The sequence below is a fragment of the Oribacterium sp. NK2B42 genome, assembly GCF_000424445.1.
Classification (GTDB): Bacteria; Bacillota; Clostridia; order Lachnospirales; family Lachnospiraceae; genus Oribacterium.
On the sequence record NZ_AUJX01000006.1, the window covers coordinates 33617 to 57321 of the forward strand.

14 protein-coding genes and 4 tRNA genes are annotated in these 23705 nt (G+C 43.7%); 14 read left to right on the forward strand and 4 right to left on the reverse strand.

The window, feature by feature from the left end:
* Positions 1–70 precede the first annotated feature (70 nt).
* From arcC to G625_RS0103130, 9 genes are all read left to right on the forward strand, one after another.
* Positions 71–1006, forward strand: coding sequence for a carbamate kinase (arcC, locus tag G625_RS0103090; protein ID WP_029199948.1), 936 nt, complete (start codon positions 71–73; stop codon positions 1004–1006).
* Positions 1007–1261: 255 nt separating this feature from the next.
* Positions 1262–2281 carry a glycosyltransferase family 2 protein gene (locus G625_RS0103095; RefSeq protein ID WP_029199949.1) on the forward strand — a complete coding sequence of 340 codons (1020 nt, stop codon included), beginning with the start codon at positions 1262–1264 and terminating at the stop codon, positions 2279–2281.
* 265 nt (positions 2282–2546) lie between these two features.
* Positions 2547–2619: transfer RNA gene (locus G625_RS0103100), tRNA-Val, on the forward strand.
* Between the two features lie 51 nt (positions 2620–2670).
* A tRNA-Met gene (locus G625_RS0103105) sits at positions 2671–2744 on the forward strand.
* A gap of 55 nt (positions 2745–2799) precedes the next feature.
* Positions 2800–2885 (forward strand) — tRNA-Ser (locus G625_RS0103110).
* 216 nt (positions 2886–3101) lie between these two features.
* Entirely contained in the window at positions 3102–6830 is a 3729-nt protein-coding gene (locus G625_RS20915; RefSeq protein WP_049895640.1) for an EAL domain-containing protein, read from the forward strand.
* 258 nt (positions 6831–7088) lie between these two features.
* Complete coding sequence (locus G625_RS0103120) at positions 7089–7286, forward strand: hypothetical protein (protein WP_029199950.1); 198 nt, start codon at positions 7089–7091, stop codon at positions 7284–7286.
* 234 nt (positions 7287–7520) lie between these two features.
* Positions 7521–7844 (forward strand): hypothetical protein, encoded by a 324-nt coding sequence (locus G625_RS0103125; RefSeq protein ID WP_029199951.1) that lies wholly within the window; start codon positions 7521–7523, stop codon positions 7842–7844.
* An 86-nt stretch (positions 7845–7930) separates the two neighbouring features.
* Positions 7931–8494 (forward strand): DUF5662 family protein, encoded by a 564-nt coding sequence (locus G625_RS0103130; protein WP_029199952.1) that lies wholly within the window; start codon positions 7931–7933, stop codon positions 8492–8494.
* A gap of 123 nt (positions 8495–8617) precedes the next feature.
* On the opposite strand, the gene G625_RS0103135 is transcribed toward G625_RS0103130, so the two are convergent.
* Both G625_RS0103135 and G625_RS0103140 read right to left on the reverse strand, forming a co-directional pair.
* Positions 8618–8691: transfer RNA gene (locus G625_RS0103135), tRNA-Arg, on the reverse strand.
* A gap of 188 nt (positions 8692–8879) precedes the next feature.
* Positions 8880–9290, reverse strand: coding sequence for an RrF2 family transcriptional regulator (locus G625_RS0103140; protein WP_029199953.1), 411 nt, complete (start codon positions 9288–9290; stop codon positions 8880–8882).
* Positions 9291–9692: 402 nt separating this feature from the next.
* Between G625_RS0103140 and pflB the strand changes: the two genes are divergently transcribed.
* The 3 genes from pflB (at position 9693) to G625_RS0103160 (ending at position 14677) form a co-directional block, all read left to right on the forward strand.
* Positions 9693–11939, forward strand: a complete 2247-nt coding sequence (pflB, locus tag G625_RS0103150; RefSeq protein ID WP_029199954.1) for a formate C-acetyltransferase — start codon at positions 9693–9695, stop codon at positions 11937–11939.
* 165 nt (positions 11940–12104) lie between these two features.
* Positions 12105–12842, forward strand: a complete 738-nt coding sequence (gene pflA, locus G625_RS0103155; RefSeq protein WP_044931419.1) for a pyruvate formate-lyase-activating protein — start codon at positions 12105–12107, stop codon at positions 12840–12842.
* A 275-nt stretch (positions 12843–13117) separates the two neighbouring features.
* Positions 13118–14677 carry a helicase HerA-like domain-containing protein gene (locus tag G625_RS0103160; RefSeq protein ID WP_029199956.1) on the forward strand — a complete coding sequence of 520 codons (1560 nt, stop codon included), beginning with the start codon at positions 13118–13120 and terminating at the stop codon, positions 14675–14677.
* 45 nt (positions 14678–14722) lie between these two features.
* Here the strand turns inward: G625_RS0103160 and G625_RS20920 are convergent, their stop codons facing one another.
* Complete coding sequence (locus tag G625_RS20920) at positions 14723–15589, reverse strand: CPBP family intramembrane glutamic endopeptidase (protein ID WP_029199957.1); 867 nt, start codon at positions 15587–15589, stop codon at positions 14723–14725.
* A 78-nt stretch (positions 15590–15667) separates the two neighbouring features.
* Here G625_RS20920 and recJ point away from each other — a divergent pair, with 78 nt between their 5' ends.
* A complete protein-coding gene (recJ, locus tag G625_RS0103170) occupies positions 15668–17419 on the forward strand; it encodes a single-stranded-DNA-specific exonuclease RecJ (protein ID WP_029199958.1) in 1752 nt (583 codons plus the stop codon).
* Between the two features lie 25 nt (positions 17420–17444).
* Complete coding sequence (gene glyA, locus G625_RS0103175; RefSeq protein ID WP_029199959.1) at positions 17445–18698, forward strand: serine hydroxymethyltransferase; 1254 nt, start codon at positions 17445–17447, stop codon at positions 18696–18698.
* A 322-nt stretch (positions 18699–19020) separates the two neighbouring features.
* Here glyA and G625_RS0103180 read toward each other — a convergent pair whose 3' ends face one another.
* Positions 19021–23403 carry a 2-hydroxyacyl-CoA dehydratase gene (locus G625_RS0103180; RefSeq protein ID WP_029199960.1) on the reverse strand — a complete coding sequence of 1461 codons (4383 nt, stop codon included), beginning with the start codon at positions 23401–23403 and terminating at the stop codon, positions 19021–19023.
* Positions 23404–23705 lie beyond the last annotated feature (302 nt).

The following is a 23705-nucleotide window of genomic DNA, read 5'->3' on the forward strand; positions in this document are numbered from 1 at the left end:
CATCGCGAAGCGGTCCGACATCAACTGTTGACATTCACGTTCTTAGGAATCTCGAAAAGGAGACAATTATATGAGTAAAAAGCGTATGGTTATCGCTCTCGGTCACAAGGACCTGGGCTTTACACTTCCGGAGCTTAAGGCTGCAACAGAAAAAACAGCCGTTATGATCGCGGATTTTGTTGAAAACGGATATCAGGTGGCATTGGTCTTCTCCAATGCTCCTCAGGTAGGTATGATCCATACTGCCATGAAAAACCTTGCAGAGGAGTACCCGGATCAGTATGTAAATACTCCTTTAAGCGTATGCTCGGCGATGAGCCAGGGTTTGATCGGTTATGACCTTCAGAGCTCGGTAAGGGCAGAGCTCGTAAAAAGAGGAATCTATAAAACAGCTTCTACAATCCTCACCCAGGTGCTTGTGGATCCATACGATGAGAGTTTTTACAATCCTATCAAAAAGGTTGGAAAGATAATGAATGCCGAAGAGGCCAGGAGGGAAGAGGATAACGGAAATCACGTAACCATGATCTCCGAAGGAAAGTTCCAGCGTATAGTTTCAGCGCCGATTCCGAAATCCATCGTTGAGATCGATGCCATCAAGGCTCTACTGGATGCGGATCAGGTGGTCATCGCCTGCGGCGGTGGTGGAATCCCGGTTCTCAGGCAGGGAAACAACCTTAAAGGCGCAGCTGCTGTTATAGAGAAGGACAGAACTGCAGGACTTCTTGCAAAGGAGATAGACGCAGACATTCTACTCATCACAACAGCTGTGGATCATGTATCCCTTAATTTCGGACAGCCGGATGAAAAGGCTCTCGATAAGATGTCCATTGAAGAAGCAAAGCAGTACATCAAGGACGGACACTTCGAGTTTAAGTCCATGCAGCCGAAGGTCGAAGCGGGAATCGATTTCGTAGAGGCAGGCAACGGACGCCGCGCCATCATTACCTCTATGGAACTTGCCGAAAAGGCAGTTGCGGGACTTGCGGGAACGACTATAGCATGATAATTCCGTCATGATATGTGAAGGCGACGTGTACTAATATCGCTTAAACCGGCAAAGCATTTTTGTAAGCATATATTAACTTGAAAATATAGCTACGTGGGGTTAAAATTTTCACGTAGCTTTTTATTATTCATAATTTTTGATTTTGTCTTATGCTTAGACATTATCATAAAAAATATGTACACAAAAAAGCAGTTTTCCCTTCCCGAATAAACGATCGAAAGAGATTAACTGCTTTTATTTTGAGGAAATATCATGAAATTAGTTAGTTTTGCTATCCCATGTTACAACTCAGCAGCTTATATGGGAAAGTGTATCGAATCAATCCTTGTAGGAGGAGACGAAGTTGAGATCATAGTCGTTGATGACGGATCCCAGAAGGACAATACCTTTGAAATTGCAAAGGAATATGAAGAAAAGTATCCCGGTATCGTAAAGGCTGTTCATCAGGAAAACGGCGGTCATGGTGAAGCCGTAAATACAGGACTTAAGAATGCAACAGGTCTTTTTTATAAAGTTGTGGATTCAGATGACTGGCTCGATGAGGAGGCTCTTCCCAAGGTCCTCACCAAGCTCCGTGAGCTGGTTATGGCGGGAACTCCTGTGGATATGTTTGTCTGCAACTTCATTTATGATAAGGTGGGACAGACCCATAAAAAGGTGATGAAGTATACCACCGCACTTCCTCAGGACAGGATTTTTACCTGGAACGAAGTTAAGCATTTCCATATCGGACAGTATATACTTATGCATTCGGTCATCTATCGTACACAGATGCTGAGAGACTGTAATCTGGTTCTTCCCAAGCATACTTTCTACGTAGACAACATCTTTGTATATCAGCCACTGCCATCAGTTAAGACTATCTACTACATGAACACAAATCTTTACCACTATTTCATCGGAAGAGATGATCAGTCGGTAAATGAGACCATCATGATAAGCCGTATAGACCAGCAGCTGAGAGTAAACAGGATAATGCTTGAATGCTGTGATATCAATAAATTGCCGAGCCGCAAGTTAAGAAATTACATGTTCAATTATCTTCAGATAATTACAACTGTTTCATCTGTACTTGCAATTAAATCCGGCACGGAAGAGAACATGGCCAAAAAGAAGGAGCTTTGGAACTATATCAAGGAATCCAACTTCCCCGTATGGCTACGTATGAGAGCTTCCTTTATGGGACAGGGCATGAACTTCAACAGCAAGGCAGGAAACAAGCTTACCATCCTATGCTACAAGCTGGCACGGAAGTTCTACGGGTTTAACTAAATAACGCCTTCCGGTTTCGGGCAGATTACACATATATTCCGGTATCAGATATATACCGGAGCTGTAGTTCCTAATATAAAGAAACCTCTAAAGCACATTGAATAAATACTTTCAATGTGCTTTAGCTATAAGTTCGGCAAATTGCTTTAATAATTATTTATACGGATTATTTTGATTTTTTTGTCAAAGTTTGTTGACAACAAAAGATTGATTTAGTAATATATACGAGTCGCCGAAAGAAAGAATTTTCCGAAAGGTGATAGACGGGGTCTTAGCTCAGCTGGGAGAGCATCTGCCTTACAAGCAGGGGGTCACAGGTTCGAGCCCTGTAGGCCCCACGTCTTCGGTCTGGACTGCGCTTTATGCGCGGCCTGGGTCGAGAATTATATGGCGAGATAGCTCAGTTGGCTAGAGCACACGGTTCATACCCGTGGTGTCGAGGGTTCAAATCCCCCTCTCGCTATTAAGGGCTCAGAGCGTTGGATTAAATCCAACGCTCTTATAACTTAAAAGAATATGCAGAGGTATCGAAGTGGTCATAACGAGGCGGTCTTGAAAACCGTTTGTCCGCAAGGGCACGTGGGTTCGAACCCCACCCTCTGCGCTCCGTAACAGGCAGGAAAGTCAACAGGCTTTCCTGCCTGTTTTTTCCACCGGTGAAGGTTCTCGCCGTCGAGAACTATCACCGATGGAATTCTTCCATTAGTCTTCACTGAAAGACTTCCATTAAAATAACTCCTTTTCGTCAAAACAATTATCTTTATCATAAAACCTGTCGACAACCTCTTTGGGAATCTATATACGATGAGGTATCGTTAGTATGAAATCAATCACTGATATCACAAATATATCTAACGCAAGTAAATATATCCTTGATAATCTTGCCAGGCAGTCCGGCAGTATTTTGATTTTTAAAGCTGACTGGGATAAGGAAGAGCTGGTTTATGCAAATAAGTCCTTAATTAAACTGTTAGGCTATGAAGATGAAACTGATTTTCTGGAATTGACCGGCAACTCTTTTAAGGGAATCGCTTATTCTGAAGATTATGATACGGTACGAAACAACCTTCATATGCGTTTGTCATCTTCAGATGAACTTTTCGTCCAGAAAAATTTCAGAATGAGCACCAAAGGCGGCAAGCCTATTTATGTAGTCTGTTACTGCAATTATCTTGATGCGGCAGGCGAAGGCGAAACGCCTGTTGTTTTGATGTTTGTTAATCAATATAAGTATTCAACCGAATCTCTCACAGGACTAACCAGGAGACGCAGTTTTTTCAATCTTGCAAATGACTACGCCGCAGAACTCCTTGAGAAGAACATGACCCCTGTTATCATAGCTCTTAACCTCATCGCCATGAAACGTTTCAATAAACGTTACGGGATGGAGGAAGGTGACAAACTGCTTATTTCCTTTGCCCAGCTTCTGGTAAAATGCTTCGGACTTAAACATTGTTCTCGTTTTGGCGAAGACCACTTTTATGTATATACCGATAAAGAGAGTCTTCAGGACAAACTGGACAGTATCATAAATGAACTAAAGGAGCTTAATGACGGTAAAACTCTGTCTGTAAGGATGGGGCTTTCCCTTTATGGAGACGATGTGAGTGCAGAAACAGCCTGTGACAATGCAAAAGTCGCGGCAGATACATTATCCTCAGCAGTAAATTCCACCTACGTCTGGTATGACAATGATATCGAACACTCCATATCCAAAAAGAACTATATTCTGACAAATATTGACAGGGCTGTCTCAGAAGGATGGATAGAGCCTTTTTATCAGCCTGTCATCAGAACCTATACCGAGCAGATATGCGGATATGAAGCATTGGCAAGATGGATAGATCCGGAACACGGATTCTTATCTCCCGGAGATTTTATCCCGATTCTTGAGGACAATGGTTTTTCTTATAAGCTTGATATGTACATCGCAAGAAGAGCCATTACCATGCTGCAGCAAAGACAGAAGACAGGTCTTCCCACAGTTCCTGTCTCTGTTAACATATCCAGATCCGATTTCGATTACTGCGACCCGGTAGAAATCATTTCAAACGAATGTGATATACATGGAGTCGGAAGAAATCTTATCTGTATAGAAATAACGGAAACTGCGATCATGACAGACCGGGAACAGATACGTGAAGCTATAAGCAAATTCCATGCTGCAGGTTTCGAAGTGTATATGGATGATTTCGGAAGCGGTTATTCTTCATTAAACATACTGAAGGATTTTGATTTTGACGAAATCAAGATAGATATGGGTTTCCTCAGGAACTTTAACGAAAAGTCCAAAACCATTGTTACCATGGCAGTGAAAATGGCCAAAAATCTGGGCATGCATACACTTGCCGAAGGTGTGGAAACAAAGGAACATGCGGATTTCCTGAGGGATATAGGCTGCGAACGCATCCAGGGATACTATTATGGTAAACCCATGCCTTACGGCGAAGCAGAAAAGTTCCGCGAAGAAAAGGGTATGCTCATGGAAACCAGAGAGCTTTATTCTCTTTATCAGAAAGCAGGAATGATCGATGTGGTTTCGTCCTTACCGCTTGCTTTATACTTTTATGACGGACAGGATTTTTCTGTTGTATATAAAAATACTGCCTATATCGAGCATGTTGCCGACATTTCATTTACTTCCACCGGAACCATTGATAAAGGCACATCTCTCAGCAAAGATACGGTATATCATATTTTCCAGAATCTGGCTGATAAAGTCATATCGAGCGGAAAAATGGATATGACGACATTTGTATACAATGGCAGATATTTTCTGTTATCCTTTGAGGCTGTAGCCGCATCCCGTGAAGGACATATTTTATCAGCCACCATCAGCAGCGAAATATATGAGAAGCTGGAGGAGGCAAACCAGTCCGACAGAGATCTCAGAAACCTGGCAGCTATGTATGATAATGTCTATGTACTGGATATGACAAATGACAGTGTCAATGTATTAACCTCCAATATCGTCGGTGAGTCAATGGGACAAAGGTACGATTCTTTAAATATGTTGAAGGAACTCTCCGTTAAACTTAATGTTTACACCGATGATCTTGAAAAATGGCATCAATTCTCTGAAAAGGATTATCTGCTCAGCAGAATCAAAAAATCAGACAGAGGTTTCTTCTCGGAAATCTTTTTAGTAAAGAACTCTGACGGAAACTATTCCTGGATAGAAACACTTGTGGAAAAGATCAGTGATTCCCAATGCGAAAAGCTGCTTCTCTGCATTAAGCCCGCCTATATAGACCAGCTGGATTCCCAAGAGAAAAAGGATTACGTCAGACGTATACTTGACTATGGATATCTGAAGCTTAATGATAACGACGATTTTAACTCGGACATCTGGGCTTCCTTTATCAATGAGGGTAATCTGAAGCTGTTCTGGAAGGATACAAACAGGAGATTCCTGGGGGCAAGCAAAGCCTTTTATAATTATTACGGATTCCGTTCCAGGGAAGATATTATAGGAAAAACCGATGAGGAATTAGGCTGGCATCTTAACGATACCCCCTTTGAGTCTGACGAGCATGAACTCCTTTCAAAAGGTTATGCTATATACAATAAATCTACCATTAATATAATTAATGGCAGATCTCACAATATCGTTGCTTCCAAGATACCTATCTATCATGACAACAAGATCGTGGGTCTGGTGGGATATTTTGTAGATGCCGATGAAGATATCATAGCCGATGGTGCATCGAGAGATGACAGATCTCTGGATCCGGTAACAGGTGTTATGAATACCCTGGGCTTGCAGGCTGCCATCTATGAACTTGAAAATAACTACAAAACAAACGGAGAAGAGTATTGTTATACGTCAATTTTTGTGGAAGGTTACAACGCTGTACTCCATGATTACGGAGAAACAGTAGCTCATAAATTATTGGTTAAACTTTCCGATACGATCAAAGCCGCCTTCGGAAAAACTGCCGTTATTTCAAGAAATGAAGGTTCCGCCTTTGGTATTTGCGAAAAAGGACTCACCATCAGCGAGGTTTTGGATCGTGTTGCTAATTGTGTGACACAGATAAACAAAATCACAGAAATAGACGGCCGCAGCTGCAGGCTGGTAGCTCATTACGGAACAACTTCCTCATCAGAAAAGGATGCATTCGAGAATATCGTTGAGCTGACCAATCAAAAATTACACACCGGACAGAAGGGAAGAGATTCCAACGCAAGAATGAAGATGGAGATAGTTCCGGATCCCTACAGTGATATCCCGTTCCCGGGCTTCATGGCAACTCCGAAATACACCGAAGGAAGCACTGAGCCAACTGATATCATCTATATATTTGTTAACAAAGCGTATTGTGAGCTGACGGGTAAAACCAGGGAACAGCTCTTGGGAAAGGGCTATTACGAGATATTCCCGAATACGGATAAAAAGTGCTTAAGCCTTATCTCAAGAGCAGCAAGAGGAGAATACATCAGGGCCAAAATCTATGATGGTGCCTCCTACCAGTGGATGAACATTACGGCTTCACCGACAGATATACCCAATACCTGTTTTGTACATTGCGAAGTAGTAAATAAGTGATCATGTTTTCGGGCAGGGGTTTCCCCTGCCCGTCGTTTTTCGAAGATATCATTCCTTACAATTTGCACACAATACGTAATGATCCGTCATGACAATTAAATCTTTTTAATTAATAATATTTATAGTAATATGCAAAAAAATGTATAATATTTATATTATTATTTTTATAGTTGAATAATATTTTTTTAACGATATAATAGGGAATGTTTTTTGGGGATTAGTAAATATAACATGTGTGTATAAGGAGAGAAAAGAGTAATGACTAAGTTATTGTACAGAGGCGCAAGCTTTGCAAACGGACTTACAAACGGTAAGGCTTATGAAGTTGAGGACATGAATCAGTTCTGTGTATCAGTTATTGATGACAGCGGAAAGCAGCATTTCTATTCAAAGGTTAATCCATGCAAATTCGGTTCCATCGGCATGAAGGGTTCATGGTCAGAGGTTACCAGGTAATACTTGCATTATATAGATTATGAAGAAGTTTATGTTTTTCTCCGGAGCATCCGGATAGACATAGGCTTCTTTTTTTGTATGTGTTCAATATCCGACGGAAGTGAAATGAAAACCGTAGCTTTACAAGTTTCAGATTAATATTTTTCACCAATTTCTCCATATATCTGATATGATGGAAATATCTAAAAAACTCTTCTATAACATATCTTATATCTGACCAAAGGAGGTCAAGTTATGTATGATTCCAAAGCTGTTCTCGGATGGGTTTCACCTGATGGCACCTTTACCCAATACGATTGGGGCGAGCACACTACCGGAGCCGAAGAAATAATCCGGTCAAAGGGCTGGTATCATGAATTCTGCGAAAGATACTGCGCAAATGAGCGTGACTTTCTTTGTGATAAAGGGTATTGCCTCATACATGATCCCGGAAAGCAGGAAATCTCCGCAACCCATATCAGACCGTTAACGAATCGTCAGAGAGACTTCCTATATGATTATTTCATACAACTTGGAGATCATAAAAAAGCCAATCGTATGCTTACTGAAGAGTTTTAACTTATTAATTCGCAATAGGCGCCTGCTGTAAAATATTGTTAATTACTACCTGTGCGCCGAATCAAAAAGCGGAATGGGGCGTTTATATGAATTATTTCAGAAATGCGTTAAAACACTTCAAAACCATAAACAAGCACAAACTGGAAGTAATGAAAAACTGTTTCAGAGTTGGGCTTTATAAGCAGGGCCTGCTTCATGACCTTTCCAAATACACCTGGACAGAATTTAAGACGGGCATCTTTTATTATCAGGGCAACAGAAGTCCGAATACTGCAGAAAGACTTGAAACCGGAGTTTGTGAAGCATGGCTTCATCATAAGGGCCGTAACAAACACCATTTTGAATACTGGTGCGATTATGACATAGAAAAAAAAGGCTTCATGGTGGGCTGCCGAATGCCCTACAGATACGTTGCAGAAATGTTCTGTGACCGTGTTGCGGCAGCAAAGGTGTACAAAGGAAAAGACTATAACGACGGTTACCCATGGGAATACTTTCTTCCTACGAAGGACTCCCTCCTCTTAGAAAACGAAACCAGAAAAGAAATCAGTGAGCTTCTGTGGATGCTCAAAACAGAAGGAGAAGAGAAGACCTTTTCCTATCTGAAAAAAGAAATACAGCGTAGAAAAAAGGCACATGATCACTTTTGATCAGGTGCCTTTATCCAATGGGTAAGGTTGTCGTCGGCGAGAACCTTATCCATTGGAATAAATGTAGATTTCCGCATAACGAAGTACAAAAAAACCGAACCGCCAAAAGCGATTCGGTTTTTATGCGTGCGACAGGATTCGAACCCACGACCTTCTGGTCCGTAGCCAGACGCTCTATCCAGCTGAGCTACGCACGCATCTCACTGTCTCTCAGAAGTCTTTCTTAGAGACGTGTGTAATAATACTCAATTAAAAGATGAAAGTCAAGAATAAAATGAATTTTGTTTCGATAAACGTGAAAATTTTTTTAATCCATAAGATTAATCAATCTAATGTCAAAAATAGTGATGAACCACTAACCCCGTCCCCATGGTCCATCAGAGTTTTAAATCTTATCATTAACCAGATCATACAGGGTGTATTTATTCACAACCTCATAAATCGCCTCGTCTATCTTCTTATATAAAGGAAATTTGAGACAATTGGCAGCCTTTGAGCAGGAAGAGGATCCGCTGACACAATTCACCGGTGCAAGAGTACCTTCTGCGGCATCAAGAATTTCACCTACTTTGATCTCATTTGTCGGGCGGGTAAAAAGATATCCCCCTTTCGCACCGCGTATGGACTTTAACAAACCACCCTTAACCATAAGAGAAATGATCTGTTCAAGATATTTTATGGAAATCCCCTGACGTTCTGAAATTTCCTTGATACTTACAGGTGTCACTCCATCATAGTTCTGGGCAATGTCTATCAGAGTCGAAAGTGCATAACGACCCTTAGTTGAAATCATCATATACAAAAACCTCCGTAGTTGCAAAAGGCATAGCTTATACCTATAGCCAAAATAATCCTAGCACATCACTAGGCATTATTCAAGAAAGGTAAAATGATTGTTTTTAAGCAAAGACAAAAAATCCGGAAAGAAAAAATCCTATTGTTTTTATAGGTAAACATCCTTGATATGAACTTTTACTGTATTGACTAATTATTGTCAAAATAATATACTTTCGGTGCTTGAAGCAAATACGTATCTTGTATGCAAAATTCATTTTTTGTTGCAGCAGCAACGTTTTTTGTTTCAGCAAGGGGTTAATATTGATCTATCAGATAGAGGAGGAGTCCGGAGGGAAGAACACAGCCGACGGAAAAAAGGGTCTGATAATCAAAAAGCAATTATAATATTGGAGGAAAAGACATGAGAGAGGAATGGAGAGGCTTTAATGCCGGACACTGGACAAGCGATGTTAACGTTCGTTCTTTTATCCAGAACAACTATACACCATATGATGGTGATGCAAGCTTCCTGCAGGGACCTACAGAGGCAACAAAGGATCTCTGGAATGAGGTTCAAGGATTACAGAAGGAAGAAAGAGCCAAGGGCGGCGTTCTCGATATGGAAACAAAGGTGGTTTCCGGTATCACAGCTTATGACGCTGCTTATATTACCGCTGATTCAAAAGATAAAGAGAAGGTAGTAGGTCTTCAGACTGACAAACCTCTTAAGAGAGCATTTATGCCATATGGCGGTATCAAAATGGCAGAGCAGGCTTGTACAACTTATGGTTACACTCCCGATCCTCTTCTTCATAAAATATTTACAGAGTACCATAAGACACATAATCAGGGCGTATTTGATGCTTATACACCTGAGATGAAAAAAGTTCGTCATGCCCATATCCTCACAGGTCTTCCCGACACATACGGCCGTGGACGTATCGTTGGCGACTATAGAAGAATCGCTCTTTACGGTATCGACTTCCTCATCGAAGAGAAAAAGAAGGATTTTGATAACTGCGGCGACGGAACCATGACAGACAATGTTGTCCGCCAGAGAGAAGAAATCGCAGATCAGATGAGAGCTCTCCGTCAGATGAAGGAGATGGCTGCATCCTACGGTTATGACATTTCCCTTCCCGCAAAGAACGCAAGGGAAGCTGTACAGTGGCTCTACTTCGGTTACCTCGCTGCCATCAAGACACAGAACGGTGCCGCAATGTCAGTAGGCCGTGTGTCAACCTTCCTTGATATATACATTAACAGAGATCTTACAGAAGGAACTCTCACAGAGCAGGAAGCTCAGGAGCTCATCGATCACTTCGTAATGAAGCTTCGTATGGTTAAGTTCGCCAGAATTCCTTCATACAATCAGCTCTTCTCCGGTGACCCTGTCTGGGCTACACTTGAGGTTGCAGGTATGGGTCAGGACGGCCGTTCAATGGTTACAAAGAACGATTTCCGTTTCCTTCACACTCTGGAAAACATGGGACCTGCACCGGAACCAAACCTTACAGTACTTTATACAAAAAGACTTCCCGAGAACTTCAAGAAGTATGCCGCAAAGATCTCTGTCACAACATCTTCCATCCAGTATGAGAACGATGATGTTATGAGACCTGTATGGGGCGATGACTACTCGATCTGCTGCTGTGTATCAGCTACACAGACCGGTAAGGAAATGCAGTTCTTCGGAGCTCGTGCAAACCTTGCAAAGTGCCTTCTTTACGCTATCAACGGCGGTGTGGATGAGAAGTTAAAGGAGCAGGTAGGACCTGAGTACAAGCCTATCACTTCAGAGTATCTTGACTATGATGAGGTTTGCCGCAAGTATGATCAGATGATGGACTGGCTTGCAGGAGTTTACGTAAACGTTCTTAACCTTATTCAGTACATGCATGACAAATACTTCTATGAGGCTGCTGAAATGGCTCTCATCGATACAGATGTACGCCGTACATTCGCAACAGGTATCGCCGGCTTCTCACATGTAGTTGATTCACTTTCTGCCATCAAGTACGCCAAGGTTAAGACTGTACGTGACGAGGATGGCCTCGTAATTGATTACGAAGTGGAAGGTGACTTCCCTAAGTATGGTAATGATGACGACCGTGCAGATGATATAGCAGTTAACCTTTTGAAGACCTTCCTGACAAAAATAAAGAAGCACCACACCTATAGAGATTCAGAGCCTACAACCTCTATCCTTACCATCACTTCAAACGTAGTGTATGGAAAGGCAACAGGTGCTATGCCTGACGGACGTCCTGCCGGCGCTCCGCTTTCACCGGGAGCAAATCCAAGCTACGGTGCAGAGAACTCAGGACTTCTTGCATCCCTTAACTCTGTAGCAAAACTGCCATACGAGTACGCTCTTGATGGTATTTCCAATACCCAGACCATCAATCCTGCAGCACTCGGACACAGCGAGGATGAGCAGGCTACAACACTTGTAAGAGTTATGGACGGCTATTTCGCAAAGGGTGCTCACCATGTTAATGTCAATGTCTTCGGCGTTGAGAAACTGAAGGATGCCATGGAACACCCCGAGAAGCCTGAATACGCTAACTTTACCATCCGCGTATCAGGTTATGCCGTTAAGTTCATTGACCTTACCAGAGAGCAGCAGCTTGACGTAATCTCAAGAACAGAGCACAAGGCACTTTAATTCACATATTACCTTGAAAATAAACCGCCGCTTTCTCAGGAAGTGGCGGTTTTTGTTTTCACAATAAAGCTTTCACATGTGATTTTACAAACCCACATGTGAAGGTCTACACAGAATCGATTATGGACTATACTCGATTTGCACATCCAATTTGGAGGTAAAATCATGGCAGAAGCAATCAAAGGCGCGATCCACAGCATTGAAACCTTCGGATCTGTAGATGGTCCCGGAGTAAGATATATAGTATTCCTAAAAGGCTGCAATATGCGTTGCCGCTATTGCCATAATCCCGATACCTGGGATTTCACAAGCGCTGATATGCGAACAGCAGACGAAATCCTTAACAATGCTGTTCGCTACCGTGAATACTGGGGAGAAGATGGCGGCATCACAGTAAGCGGCGGAGATCCGCTGGTACAGATAGACTTTGTCATTGACCTGTTCGAAAAAGCCAAAGCCATGGGCATATCCACCTGCCTTGACACCTCCGCCCAGCCCTTTACAAGAGAAGAACCCTTCTTCAGTAAATTCAACCGCCTCATAAAAGTCACCGACACAGTCCTTTTCGACATCAAAGAAATCGATGACGAAAAACACAAAAAGCTCACCGGTCATACCAACAAAAACATCCTTGACTGCTGTACCTACCTTAGCGAGCAGGGAGTCGACCTATGGATACGCCACGTCCTCGTCCCAGGCCTCACCGATTCCGACGAAGAACTCATTGCCACCAAAGCCTTCATCGACACCCTGAAAACCGTAAAAAAAGTCGAAATCCTCCCTTACCACACCCTGGCGCTCTACAAATACGAAAAGCTCGGCCTGAAATACACCCTTGCCGACACCCCCACTCCGAGTCCTGACCTTATAAATCACGCCGAAGAAATACTTGGTATAAAGTAAATTTCAAAGGTACTTCATAATTACCTTCCGGTAGCGAAAACGGAAGAAAATGTAAGGGATGTGTGGCTAGGCTTGCGGCTTGAAAGAACATCGAAAGCAAAAATCCGTGCAGAACGAACGCGTAAGCGTCCGAGCTGCACGGATTTTTGATTGAGATGTACTTTCAACGCCGTGGGCCGCCACGCGTCCCTTGCATTTTCTGTACCATTTCACCACCCTCCGTGATAAAATAGTTATTAGTTATTTCAGTGAATTTCAATCATGGGGAGGAACATATGCTATATAACAACACCATCTGGGCCGGCCTTGACATGGATACCAACGAAAAAGTATGTATACTGCCGCGCATGGCCAACAGACACGGACTCATCGCCGGAGCCACCGGCACAGGCAAGACGATAACATTAAAGGTACTTGCCGAATCATTCAGCAACATGGGCGTTCCGGTATTTCTTTCCGACATAAAAGGCGATCTTTCCGGAATGATCAAGCCCGGAGTTGACAACGCAAACATGCAGGAACGCATTCAGTATTTCGGCCTTGATAAAGAAGGCTTTACATATCAGAACTTCCCTACACAATTCTGGGATATAAGCGGCAAAAAAGGTCTGCCCCTGAGAACCACCGTAAGTGAATTCGGACCCACTTTACTTTCCCGTATCCTTGGGCTCACAGATCTTCAGACCAATATCCTCACAATCATTTTCCGTATTGCAGATGAAGAAAACCTTCTTTTGCTGGATACCAAGGATCTTCGCTCCATGGTTCAGTATGTAGCCCAGAACAACAAAAAATACAGCTCACAGTACGGCAACATGACCACCGCTTCCCTTAACGCCATTCTCAGATCCATCGTAGCACTGGAAACAGCAGGAGCGGATAAATTCTTCGGTGAGCCCGCTATCGATATTCATGATTTCTTCAGACAGGACAGCGACGGAAGAGGAATGATCAATATCCTTGAAGCAGAAAGCACCGTACAGAATCCTGTGATTTACGCAACCTTCATGCTCTATATGTTATCCGAGCTTTTTGAGCAGCTTCCGGAGGTAGGAGACCGGGATAAGCCTAAGATGGTTTATTTCTTTGACGAGGCTCATTTATTGTTTAATGATGCCCCCAAGGCTCTTGTGGATAAGATCGAGCAGGTTGTTAAGCTCATACGTTCTAAGGGTGTAGGTATCTTCTTTATCACCCAGAATCCAAGTGATGTTCCTGACTCCGTTCTGGCACAGCTCGGAAATAAGATCCAGCATGCATTGCATGCCTATACACCGTCCGAAGAAAAGAAGGTAAAAGCAGCTGCAGATTCATTCAGAGTGAATAAGAACTTCAATACAGTCGAAGTTCTCCAGAACCTGGGAACCGGAGAAGCCCTTATTTCATTCCTGGATGAAGACGGTAAACCTGACAATGTAAGACGCTGCCGTGTATTGCCTCCTCAGTCGCTGATGGGACCTGCTGATGATTCATCAAGACTCATGGTCATGAATTCTTCTGATTTTGCAGAAAAGTACAGTGAAGAAGTTGACAGAGATTCTGCCTATGAATTCTTCAAGAGACTTACCGATGAAGCAACTGCGGAAGCTGCCAGAATCGAAGCGGAGAAGCAGGCTGAAAAGGATGCGGAAGCCCTTGCAAAGGCACAGGCAAAGGCAAACAAAGAGAAAATGACCGCTGTCAAGTCCGTCGGTCGTTCAACAGCCGGAACCCTGGGAAGAGAAGCCGGCGGAGCCATCGGAAAAACCTTCCTGGGCACCTTCGGAAAGCGAGTAGGCGGCAATATCGGAGCTGCTCTCGGAAGAGGCCTTCTGGACACATTCTTTAAAAGCTGACAAAACGCTTCGGCAGATAACCATCTCTGCCGAAGCGTTTTCCTGTTAACCCGTTATACTGAAAAGAGTAATCACTACAAAAAGTATCGTAACAACAATAACCGAAAAAGTAGTGAACCAAAGCTTATACATATGTCCCAGGGAAGGCTCCTCACTTAGATTCCGGAGGAATACCTTGAAGTTCCTGATAACAGAAATCACCAGAAGCAGTGCTCCGCCGAAGAGCAGAAAAAAATATGCTACGTCAATAACTATAGAATCCCCTTTATAAAGATAAGGCAAAAGAGCAACAGAATTGTTGGCCATATGCATCAGAATGGAATACTTCATCCCATATGTCTCTCTTATCCAGGCAAATACGATACCTATAAACATTGCAGCTATAAACTGAACCAGATTAAAATGCATGAGTCCGAACAGAAATGAGGTTATGGTTATGGCGAAAATCTTTCCGTATTTTCTGAAATGTCCGTACAAAATCCCGCGGAAGAAGCATTCTTCCAGAAGCGGCGCCATGATAACGGCATAAACTATGGCCCAGAACCCCTTAATGTCGGAGCCTGTGGCGAGGTCTCTGGCATTATCAAGAGAATATCCCAGTTCTCCCAGAATATTCTGTAAGGGATCGATGATGTATTGGGATAAATATTGGATACCATATATCAGAAGCAGGAGATAGATAAAGGTACATATATTAAACTTTTTGTATCTTACATGAATGTTTTCGGTCCCCAGCATCAAAAGCGATACCGTAAGTGAAATGAAGCCTGCGATCATCATAGAGAAATTCTCATTTCTGTATATGTTGGACCCATATTCCACCATGAATGATCCGCCTACCTGAAATATGATCTCATATAGCAGCATGGTAATGGCGATTTTTGAAAACAATCTCTTAACCGGATAAGTCATATAATATAGTTCTCCAACTTTTATTGTGATATACTCTACAAGGTTTTCATTAAACATTATACCATAAAAGGATTCAATATGAAAAAATGGTTTCTTTACAATAAAAAGGCCGATTTCAAGGCTATTGCAGATAAATACGGCATCGATCAGGTTACCGCAAGAATACTCAGAAACAGAGACATTAACTCGGATAAACAGATTGAACAGTTTCTTCACGGTTCCCTTGAAGAGGATCTTCATTCACCTCTTTACCTTCCTGATGCCATTAAATGTATGAATCAGCTAAACAGGGCTATAAAAGAGGGAAAACATATCAGGGTAGTGGGAGACTATGATGTTGACGGAGTTTGTGCAACCTACATTCTCGTTAAAGGTCTGAAACGACTTGGTGCAGTTGTGGACTACGTTCTTCCGGATCGAATAAAGGACGGCTACGGCATCAACATCCATATCATCGATAAGGCAAAAGAAGACGGAGTTGATGTTATTCTTACCTGTGACAACGGTATCGCCGCCATAGAGGAGCTAAAACACGCAAGAGACATGGGCCTCACGGTCCTTGTTACGGATCATCATGATGTAAGGCAAAGACAGGATGAGGACTATGGCTGCGAATCCAAAGACATTCTTCCTCCTGCAAGTGCTGTGGTGGATGCAAAAAGAGAAGACAGCCGTTATCCTTTTCCGGATATATGCGGTGCAGTGGTTGCATGGAAGATCATCATCATGCTTTACCAGAACCACACCATCCCTGAAGAAGAGTACTATGATTTCCTGGAGTTTGCCGCCATTGCAACGGTTTGTGATGTAATGGATCTACGGGACGAGAACAGAACCATAGTAAAATTCGGACTTCAACAAATCAAACAGACCGGTAATGCAGGTTTAAGAGCACTCCTTAAAGTCCAGGATCTTATGGCGCAGGAACACCTTAACACCTATCATATCGGATTTATCATAGGTCCATGTATCAATGCCGGCGGCCGTCTCAGATCCGCAGAGCTGGCTCTGGATCTCTTCTTTACCACGGATGAAGAGAAGGCGTTTATGAAAGCCGTAAAGCTTAAAGAACTGAATGAATCCCGTAAAGCCATGACCATAGAGGCCACCAACAAAGCCATTGAAATGGTGGAAAAAAACTATTTAAATCAGTCTGTGCTGGTAATATATCTGCCGGAGCTCCACGAAAGTCTGGCCGGTATCGTGGCAGGAAGATTAAGGGAAAGGTTTTCAAGACCGGCATTTGTCATAACAAAGGCTGAAGGTGCCGAAGCCGGTGAAGCTCTTTCAAAGGGCTCCGGCAGAAGCATTGACGGTTATAACATGTCCGAGCATCTCCAGGAAGTAAGCGAACTTCTGGTCAAATGGGGCGGACACCCGATGGCCGCCGGATTCACTCTTTTGGAAAAAGATATCGATGAATTCAGAACCAGACTTAACACTCTTTGCAACCTAAGTCCGGACCAGCTCATTGACAAAATCTGGATAGACGTCCCTATGCCGATTGATTATATTTCATATAACCTTATCCGCGACTTTGAAAAACTGGAGCCCTTTGGAAAAGGAAATGAAAAACCCTGTTTTGCTACAAAAAACCTTAGAATTACGGACTGCCGGGTCCTGGGAAAAAATAGAAATGTGGTAAAAATGAGACTTCAGTCAGAAACCGGCTTATTAATGGACGGGCTGATATTTACAAACGGTGATGATTTTTTAAGAGGCAAGAGAGCCTGCACAAAAATAGATGTGGTTTACTATCCACAGATTAATGAATATAATGGAACACAGAGTCTTCAAATAATCATAGACGATTATCAGTTGAAGCCTTAGTAAATCATGTCTTATGGAGGTAACTATGATCAAGGAAGTGATGAACTATATAACCCAGGCAGATCCTGAGGTTGGAAAGTTGATTGCTATGGAGTATGACCGTCAGCAGAACAACATCGAGCTTATAGCGTCTGAAAACATTCTGTCAGACACATCCATGCTGGCTATGGGCACGATCCTTACAAACAAATATGCTGAAGGATACCCCGGAAAACGTTATTACGGCGGCTGCGTACACGTAGATGATATCGAGACCATCGCTATCGAAAGAGCCAAGAAGCTTTTTAACTGCGAGTATGCCAATGTTCAGCCCCATTCAGGTGCTCAGGCAAATATGGCAGTAACCATGGCAATCTGTAAGCCGGGCGACAAGATCCTCGGCATGTCACTGGATGCCGGAGGACACCTTACTCATGGTTCACCTGCAAACTTCTCAGGCAGTTTCTTCAATATCATTCCTTATGGTGTTAATGATGACGGCTTCATAGATTATGACGAGCTGGAGGCTACAGCTCTCCGTGAGAAGCCAAAGATGATCATTGCCGGAGCTTCTGCTTATCCCAGAATCATTGATTTCAAGAGATTCCGTGAGATTGCAGATAAGTGCGGTGCTGTATTATGGGTTGATATGGCTCATATCGCAGGTCTTGTGGCAGCCGGAGTTCATCCGTCACCTATTCCTTATGCTCATGTAGTTACCACTACAACCCACAAGACTCTCCGAGGACCAAGAGGAGGTCTCATCCTTTCAAACGAAGAGATCGCAAAGCAATACAACTTCAACAAGGCTGTTTTCCCCGGATGCCAGGGCGGTCCTCTTGAGCATGTTATCGCTGCCAAGGCTATCTGCTTCGGCGAAGCATTAAAGCCTGAGTTTAAGACTTATCAGGAGCAGATCGTTAAAAACTGTAAGGCTCTTGCAGAGGCTATGGTTGCCCAGGGCTTCAAGCTTGTTTCAGGCGGCACAGACAACCACTTAATGCTTGTTGACCTCACAAATATTCCTGAGCTTACCGGCAAGGTTCTCCAGAACAACTGCGACGAGGTTCACATCACTCTTAACCGTAATGCTATTCCTAACGATCCTCGTTCACCTTTCGTTACTTCCGGTGTCCGTATCGGTACAGCTGCCGTTACCACCAGAGGTTTCAAGGAGGAGGACATGAAGCCTATCGCTGAGTGCATCTGGAAGGTTGCCACCGACTTCGAGAACTCCCGCGACGAGGTCATCGCCAAGGTTGCCGAGCTCACCAGGAAGTACCCGATTTACGAGGGCTAAAGGCTGTCTCCACTGTCTTTCTCTCCCTATACGAAGTACATTTTTATTTATTTGAAAGCTGATGCGAGAAGTTACCAGAGAACCTAAAACTGAGAATTATGCACAGGCGTAGAGGTACTTATACTTTCCGCCCTACACAACGTAAAGAATTCGGTGCATGGGTGTGGCTAGGCTTGCTGCTTGAAAGAACATGGAGCAAAAAAAGTCCGCCAGAGATGAACACGTAAGTGTCCAGCTCTGGCGGACTTTTTTTGCGGAATGTACTTTCAACGCCGTGAGCCGTCACGCCCGTGCACCGAATTCTGACCGGGGAGCCAACGCCTTACGCCTGCTCCTTCAGCTTATTCTGCGCAACAGTGAGCATCAGCTTGATACGGTTAAGCTGATTGACTTCGGAGGCTCCTGCATCGTAGTCTACGGCGATTATATTGGCGTCAGGATTGTGCTTCTTCAGCTCCTTGATGACACCCTTTCCGACGATGTGGTTCGGCAGACATCCGAAAGGCTGGGTACAAACGATGTTGTTTACTCCTTCATCCATGAGCTCCAGCATCTCACCGGTAAGGAACCAGCCCTCGCCGGTCTGGTTGCCGATGGAAACATATTCTCTGGCCATCTTTGCAAGCTCTTTGATCTCTCCGGGAGGAGTGAATCTCTTGGACTTGGCAAATTCCTTACGGGCCGTTTTTCTGAAATACTCCAGAAGGTTTATGGCACAGTTACAAAGTGCCTTGCCCTTCCAGCCGGCGCCCAGATTCTCATATTTGAAGTTCTGATTATAGAAGCAGTAAAGCAGGAAATCCATAAGATCCGGCATTACAGCTTCAGCGCCTTCTTTTTCAAGAAGTTCAACAATATGGTTATTGGCAAGAGGGGAGAACTTAACAAGTATCTCACCGACAATGCCTACCTTAGGTTTAACAACACCTTCCTTTAATGGAAGATTATCAAAGTCTCTTATGATCCTCTTTACATTCTTTGAGAAGAGGTACATAGAGGTTGTCTTCTTTGAGACAGCCGCCTTGCATACCTTAAGCCACTTCTGGTGTAATGCTTCTGCAGAACCGGGAACCGCTTCGTATGGCCTTGTGGCATACAAGGCTCTCATAAATACGTCTCCGTAAACCACCGCCTGCATGGCTCTGGTCAGAAGCGGGAGAGTAAGCTTGAATCCCGGGGTTGACTCCATGCCGTTGGTATTGAGGGAAATAACAGGTATCTGTGACATTCCCGCATGTTCAAGGGCACGGCGTATAAATCCTATGTAGTTTGATGCACGACATCCGCCTCCTGTCTGGGTCATTATGACAGCAGTTTCATCAGGATTGTACTTTCCTGAGTTAAGAGCCTCCATGATCTGTCCCACAACTATGATGGAAGGATAGCAGGCATCATTATTTACATACTTAAGTCCTGTGTCTATGGCTGAACGGTTAGCATTATTCAATACTATAAGGTTATAGCCTGCGGCACGGAAGGCTGCTTCAACAATCTCAAAATGTATAGGAGACATCTGAGGACAGAGGATGGTATAGTTCTTTGCCTTCATCTCCTTGGTGAAGAGTCTTCTCTCATAATTTGCCGGACGGACATTACGTACGTAATTTCTTTCGTCCCTTACTCTGATGGCTGCGATAAGGGATCTTACTCTTATACGTGCAGCACCGAGGTTATTAACCTCATCAATCTTAAGGACAGTGTAAATCTTATCAGATCCTGTGAGAATGTCTCTGACCTGATCCACCGTCACGGCATCAAGTCCGCATCCAAAGGAATTGAGCTGTATAAGGTCAACGTCTTCTCTTTGTTTTACAAACTCGGCAGCTCTGTAAAGTCTTGTGTGATACATCCATTGGTCTGTAACGATGATGGGACGCTCCACCTGTCCGAGATGGGATACGGAATCTTCCGTAAGCACCGCAAAATCATAGCTGGTGATAAGCTCCGGAATTCCATGGTTTATCTCGGGATCCACATGATAAGGTCTTCCTGCAAGAACTATTCCCCTGTGTCCGGTTTCCTTCATCCAGTGAAGAGTTTCCTCACCCTTTTTCTGCATATCCTCATGGGCACGCTCAAGTTCAAGCCATGCTTCATGGGCTGCAGCTCTGACTTCATCCTCAGTGATATTCCATGATCTAAACTGTTCTATGATCTTGTCTTCAGTAAGCTCACCCACAGGGCGGATGGAATGCTCCATATCGTCGCCATGTATGAAGATCCTTACCAGCTGATCGGTACAGATTTTCTCGTCCGTAAAAGCCAGGAAAGGCTTCATGAACATAACAGAGTTATCCTCCAGGCCTTCTACATTATTTTTGATGTTCTCGGCATAGGAGGTAACCATGGGGCAGTTATAGTGATTTCCTGCATCAGGAGTTTCATTACGTTCATAAGGTATGCATGGATAGAATATGAATTTCTGTCCGTTTCTTATGAGCCATTCGATATGTCCGTGAACGATCTTTGCAGGATAGCACTCGGATTCCGAAGGTATACTCTCTATTCCAAGCTCGTAAATCTTTCTGGTACTTGCAGGAGAGAGAACAGTTCTGAACTTTAATTCTCTGAAGAAGGTAGCCCAGAAAGGATAGTTCTCATACATATTGAGAACCCTCGGTATACCTACTTCACCGCGCACTGCGATATCCTGAGGCAGCGGCTCATAGTCGAACATTCTCTTAAGCTTGTATTCGTAAAGATTCGGAATATCCCTCTTAATCTTGGTTTTTCCGAGACCTCTTTCACAGCGGTTTCCGGAAATGTAATTACGACCGGCACCGAACTGATTAACTGTCAGAACGCAGTGGTTGTTGCAGCCCTGGCAGCGGGTCATCTTTGTTGTGTATTTAAGGTTAATGATTTCGTCCAGTGGCAGCATGGTAGTCTGAACACGGCCGTAAGCTGTACGGGGAACCTTTATTTCCTCTGTAGGCTTCATCTTTTTGATCTTTTCATTTGCCATGTGATATCTTTCACGGGCAATGAGAGCGGCACCAAAGGCACCCATGATTCCGGCGATGTCAGGTCTTACCACATTAGCTCCCAAAAGATTCTCAAAAGCACGGAGCACCGCATCATTGTAGAAGGTTCCGCCCTGAACAACGATGTGTTCGCCCAGATCCTTGGCTTCTGTAACCTTTATAACCTTAAAAAGGGCATTCTTGATAACTGAGTATGCAAGACCTGCGGAGATATCATTAACAGTTGCACCTTCCTTCTGTGCCTGTTTTACGTTGGAATTCATGAAAACAGTACATCTGGAACCAAGATCCGTAGGATTTTCGGCAAAAAGCGCAGCATGGGCAAAATCTATAACCGAATAGTCCAGGGATTTTGCAAATGTCTCCAGGAAGGAACCGCAGCCGCTGGAGCAGGCCTCGTTAAGCTGTACGGAATCAACTGTGCCATCCTTGATGCGGATGCACTTCATGTCCTGTCCGCCGATATCCAGTATGCAGTCCACCTTAGGATCAAAGAATGAAGCGGCATAGTAGTGGGAAATGGTCTCTACCTCCCCCTCGTCCAGCTGGAAGGCAGCCTTAAGCAGGGCTTCACCGTATCCTGTGGAGCAGCTGTAGGCGATGCGGGCATCTTTCGGAAGGAGATCCCGTATCTCTTTCATGGATTCTATCGCTGTTGCGATAGGAGATCCGTTGTTGTTTCTGTAAAATCTGTAAAGAAGTTCACCCTCTTCGGATACAAGGGCAAGCTTTGTGGTAGTGGAGCCCGCATCTATACCGAGATAAACATTACCATGGTACTGTGAAAGGTCGGCAGTCCGTACCTTTGCTTTGTCATGACGGGCGCTGAACTTCCTGTATTCTTCCTCATTCCCGAAGAGAGGCTCCATTCTCTTTATCTCTGCATCCATCTTGATTCCGTTACGGAGCATATTGATAAGCTGAGAGACAGATTCTTCCTTTGCATCTTCAGGGCAGTTAAGACAGGAGCCTATGGCAGCAAAAAGATGGCTGTTTTCAGGCTCTATAATTTCGTCACCCTGGAGATTCAGAGTACGTATAAATGCTTTTCTTAATTCAGGCATGAAATGAAGAGGACCGCCTAAAAATGCAACGTGTCCTCTGATGGGCTTACCCTGGGCAAGACCCGATATGGTCTGATTCACCACCGCCTGGAAAATAGATGCGGCAAGATCCTCACGGGCTGCACCTTCATTTATAAGCGGCTGAATGTCGGTTTTTGCAAAAACGCCACATCTTGCGGCGATAGGATATATCATCTGATAGTCCTTTGCGAGAACATTAAGCCCTGCAGCATCTGTATGAAGAAGCGATGCCATCTGGTCAATGAAGGAACCCGTTCCTCCTGCACAAATTCCGTTCATTCGCTGGTCGATTCCACCCTTAAAATAAATGATCTTGGCATCCTCTCCACCAAGCTCTATAGCCACATCCGTATCCGGCCGGTAAGCCTTCAATGCTGTCGCAACGGCCACAACCTCCTGACAGAAGGCTGCATCCATATGTTTACTGAGAGTAAGTCCTCCGGACCCCGTAACCACTGTAGAAAGGCTCATCTCTCCCAACTGCTTTTTTGCTTCCTCAAGGATATCCGCAAGAGTCCCCTGAATATCCGCATGATGACGACGATAATCAGAAAACAGGAGCTTCTCATCCTGATCCATGATCGCAATCTTGACAGTTGTCGAACCTATATCAATTCCAAGTCTGTTTTTCTGCATATATTAAAACCCCATTTAAAACATCCCTTTATCCGGAAAATGTCTCACGGTAACTCCGGCCGCGTAAAAACAGTCAGGTCATAAACATTACCGGATAGTATCAAAAACGGCCTTAGTGAGATAACTCATTCTCCTTATACGCCGGTTCAGATATATCTGATTTCTACATAATTATAAAAGTACAAATCAAAAAGTTATATTAACATTTCGGAATGAGCCATTCAACCGTGATAATGTAAAACTTTTGTGAATAAATGTCTTTTTTGTCTTGAAAAACACCCAAAGTGCTTATATACTGTATT

Excerpts from the sequence above, each read along its gene's own strand:
- arcC (WP_029199948.1), top strand. The coding sequence starts at position 71 with ATGAGTAAAAAGCGTATGGTTATCGCTCTCGGTCACAAGGACCTGGGC.
- G625_RS0103095 (WP_029199949.1), top strand. The coding sequence starts at position 1,262 with ATGAAATTAGTTAGTTTTGCTATCCCATGTTACAACTCAGCAGCTTAT.
- G625_RS20915 (WP_049895640.1), top strand. The coding sequence starts at position 3,102 with ATGAAATCAATCACTGATATCACAAATATATCTAACGCAAGTAAATAT.
- G625_RS0103120 (WP_029199950.1), top strand. The coding sequence starts at position 7,089 with ATGACTAAGTTATTGTACAGAGGCGCAAGCTTTGCAAACGGACTTACA.
- G625_RS0103125 (WP_029199951.1), top strand. The coding sequence starts at position 7,521 with ATGTATGATTCCAAAGCTGTTCTCGGATGGGTTTCACCTGATGGCACC.
- G625_RS0103130 (WP_029199952.1), top strand. The coding sequence starts at position 7,931 with ATGAATTATTTCAGAAATGCGTTAAAACACTTCAAAACCATAAACAAG.
- G625_RS0103140 (WP_029199953.1), bottom strand. The coding sequence starts at position 9,290 with ATGATGATTTCAACTAAGGGTCGTTATGCACTTTCGACTCTGATAGAC.
- pflB (WP_029199954.1), top strand. The coding sequence starts at position 9,693 with ATGAGAGAGGAATGGAGAGGCTTTAATGCCGGACACTGGACAAGCGAT.
- pflA (WP_044931419.1), top strand. The coding sequence starts at position 12,105 with ATGGCAGAAGCAATCAAAGGCGCGATCCACAGCATTGAAACCTTCGGA.
- G625_RS0103160 (WP_029199956.1), top strand. The coding sequence starts at position 13,118 with ATGCTATATAACAACACCATCTGGGCCGGCCTTGACATGGATACCAAC.
- G625_RS20920 (WP_029199957.1), bottom strand. The coding sequence starts at position 15,589 with ATGACTTATCCGGTTAAGAGATTGTTTTCAAAAATCGCCATTACCATG.
- recJ (WP_029199958.1), top strand. The coding sequence starts at position 15,668 with ATGAAAAAATGGTTTCTTTACAATAAAAAGGCCGATTTCAAGGCTATT.
- glyA (WP_029199959.1), top strand. The coding sequence starts at position 17,445 with ATGATCAAGGAAGTGATGAACTATATAACCCAGGCAGATCCTGAGGTT.
- G625_RS0103180 (WP_029199960.1), bottom strand. The coding sequence starts at position 23,403 with ATGCAGAAAAACAGACTTGGAATTGATATAGGTTCGACAACTGTCAAG.